The sequence below is a fragment of the Bacillus sp. 05T31 genome (assembly GCF_056396725.1).
Window position 1 is genome coordinate 1 of the sequence record NZ_JBFTMA010000616.1, and the last position, 3,393, is coordinate 3,393.

General features: G+C 37.2%; 1 protein-coding gene and 1 pseudogene. One reads left to right on the forward strand and one right to left on the reverse strand.

Annotated elements, in window-relative coordinates; genetic code table 11:
- Positions 1 to 1,644, reverse strand: a 1,644-nt coding sequence (locus AC1DJR_RS25260; RefSeq protein ID WP_477003784.1) for a cation-translocating P-type ATPase, incomplete at its 3' end; no start/stop codon positions are given.
- A 105-nt stretch (positions 1,645 to 1,749) separates the two neighbouring features.
- On the opposite strand from AC1DJR_RS25260, the pseudogene AC1DJR_RS25265 reads away from it, so the two are divergent.
- Positions 1,750 to 3,275, forward strand: a pseudogene (locus AC1DJR_RS25265) (Rqc2 family fibronectin-binding protein).
- The last annotated feature ends 118 nt before the right edge of the window (positions 3,276 to 3,393 follow it).

Sequence of the window (3,393 nt, forward strand, 5' to 3'; positions counted from 1 at the left end):
CTCTTTCACCGCTTGCGCCACTTCTAGTCTTGGTGGATCTATCATTCCTTGTATTCCAACAAGCATAAAATCCTGCTCGACTTCTCTTTCATGTTCAATTGAATCTGTAGCTTTTAACGGTTTAAATGCCACCGCAATCGTTCGTAAAGCTTGACTTCCTAAACTATGAATCGCTGCCTGCACTTCTTTTCGATACATTTCACTTAAAGGCTGCTGCTTATTTCCCCACAAAATTGTTTGGCTCATTTGCAAAAGAACATCTGGTGCTCCTTTTGTAATAACAAATTTTTTACCTTCACGATCACGAACAATAACACTCATCATTTTTCTAGTTGAATCAAAAGGAAATTCACGAATGACTTCAAACTTTCCTTTAAGAGCTTCACGTGATATTCCCGCCTTCATTGCAGCAGCAACGAGAGCTCCCTCTGTTGGATCTCCATCTAACACATACGTCTTTTTCTTTTGAATAACATTCGCATTATTACATAAACAGCCAAATGTAAGTAGTTGATACAGTGATTTCGTCTTAGTAGGGTCAATTACTTCTTCACCTTTCATAAACGAACCTGTTGGCTCATAGCCTTGACCTGTTACTTTCCACAATTCTCCGCCTGACCACATATGTGTTACCATCATTTTATTTTGTGTCATTGTTCCTGTTTTATCTGAGCAAATAACAGAAGCACAGCCTAACGTTTCTACAGCTGGCAACTTTCGCACAATTGCCCTCTTTTTAATCATACGCTGTACGCCAAGTGATAGCGCAACAGTAACGATAGCTGGCAATCCTTCTGGAATAGCTGCAACAGCAAGCGAAACCCCAGCCAAAAACATGTGATACACTTCATTCCCTTGATATACACCAGCTAGTACAACAAGAGCCGTCAAAATAAGAGCAACAATAATTAAAATTTTTCCAAGCTGTTCTAATCTTCTTTGTAATGGCGTTTCCATTTGCTCAGCATTTTGCAACATATTTGCAATTTGCCCCATAGCTGTATTCATTCCAGTTGCTACGACTACCCCTGTTCCAGCACCTCTCGTTATCATCGTCCCCATAAATGCCATGTTTTTTTGATCACCAATTGAAACATCTTGACCTTGTAACGCATCTACCTTCTTTTGTACAGGCAATGACTCTCCTGTAAGAGCCGATTCTTCAATATATAAACTTGAAGATTCCACAAGGCGAACATCCGCGCCAATACGGTCACCACTAGAAAATTTAATAATATCACCTAGTACAAGCGCTTTTGACGGCGCTTTTATCCACTTCCCATTTCTTAGTACAGTAACTTGAGGAGCTGCCAATTCTTTTAAAGCTTCCAACGATTTTTCAGCTTTCCTCTCTTGGAAGAAACCGAGGACACCATTAATAATAACAATTGCAACAATTGCAATCGAATCAATATACTCTCCTAAAAAAGCTGAAATAATTGTAGCACCAAATAAAACAAGTACCATAAAATCTTTAAATTGCGCTAAAAACACCATAAGCGCAGAAGGCCGCTTTGCTTCTTGCAATTCATTTGTACCAAATTTCTTTAATCGGCCCTCTGCTTCTTGCTCTGTAAGACCTACCTCCACATTCGTATTCGTTCTTTCCTCCACTTCATGTGCTCGCATTTCATACCAGTTCATCCTGCCATCGACCTCCTGATTCCAGACATACTCTAATGAAAGCTTATTCAGCCTCGTCCAAAAAAATGCTATAATTAACTTTTAGTTAGAAAGGAGTGTTCATTCATGGCATTCGATGGATTATTTACAAGAGCAATTACACATGAAATTGCAAATTCTCTTCAAACAGGAAGAATTTCAAAAATATATCAACCCTCAAAATATGAAGTTTTATTACATATTCGAGCAAACGGAAAAAACCAAAAGCTAATTCTTTCATCTCACCCTACATATGCGCGTATGCACTTAACAAATCAAAACTACAATTCACCAGCGCTACCGCCGATGTTTTGTATGCTTCTTCGCAAACATTTAGAAGGTGGATTTATTGAAAAAATCGAACAAATTGACTTAGAACGTATTATTCAAATTACAGTCCGCAGTCGCAATGAAATCGGTGACGAATCAGTAAAAACATTAGTAATCGAAATAATGGGACGACACAGTAATATTATCTTAGTAGATACGAAAACAAATGTTATTTTAGATAGCTTAAAACACGTTTCTTTAGCGGTAAACCGACATCGTACTGTATATGCTGGAGCTGAATATGTTGCCCCACCGGCACAACATAAAGTTAATCCGCTTCTTATCGAAACAGAAGATGATTTTATTAAACCGCTAGACTTTTTATCTGGCAACATGGACAAACAACTTGTCGGAGCATTCATGGGAATTTCCCCATTATTTGCAAAAGAAGTTGTAAATAAAGCAGGTATGGCAAATGAAAAAGCATTATCTGAAGCTTTCTTCAGCTTGCAAAAACCTTTGCTAACACATCAGTACGTGCCTGCCATGATAACAGCAAATGGAAAAGAGTTCTTTTACCTATTCCCTCTTTCTCACTTACAAGGAAACGAAAAAACATTTTCATCTGTTAGTGAATTATTAGATCGTTTCTTCTTTGGTAAAGCGGAGCGCGATCGTGTAAAACAACAAGCTCACGATTTAGAACGCTTTATGCAAAATGAAAAAACAAAAAACGAAAAGAAGCTAATTAAACTAGAAAAAACATTACAAGATGCCGGAAAAGGAAAAATTCAGTTGCTATTGTAGAAGAACAAATCGTAAAAACAAATGAAGAAATTCTTTATTTCGATAGCTTACTTCAACAAATGGAGGTTGCTTCTTCAAAAGATATTGAAGAGATTCGTGAAGAACTGACCGAAGAAGGTTATGTACGTAATCGTAAGAAGAAAAACACAAAGAAAAAACCGACAAAACCAGTATTGGACAAATATTTAGCTAGTGATGGCACAGAAATTTTCGTCGGTAAAAACAATAAGCAAAATGATTATTTAACAACGAAATTCTCCCGTCGTGATGAAATTTGGCTACATACGAAAGACATACCTGGGTCCCACGTTGTCATTCGTTCTCTTGAACCTACGGAAGAGACTTTACAAGAGGCCGCTAAAATCGCTGCTTATTACAGTAAAGCAAAAGATTCTAGTTCTGTTCCTGTAGATTTCACAAAGGTACGCCATGTCAAAAAACCGAGCGGTGCAAAACTTGGATTTGTTACATATGACAATCAACAAACATTATATGTAACACCAGATGCTGATACAGTAATGAAATTAAAAGCGTAAATACTTAAAAATGCGTTGCTAACAAGCAACGCATTTTTCTATGTTTTCAGCTTAGTTCATATACCCATTCACTAATTCATAGCATCTTTCTTTTGTCATCTTATATTTTCATCTGTAG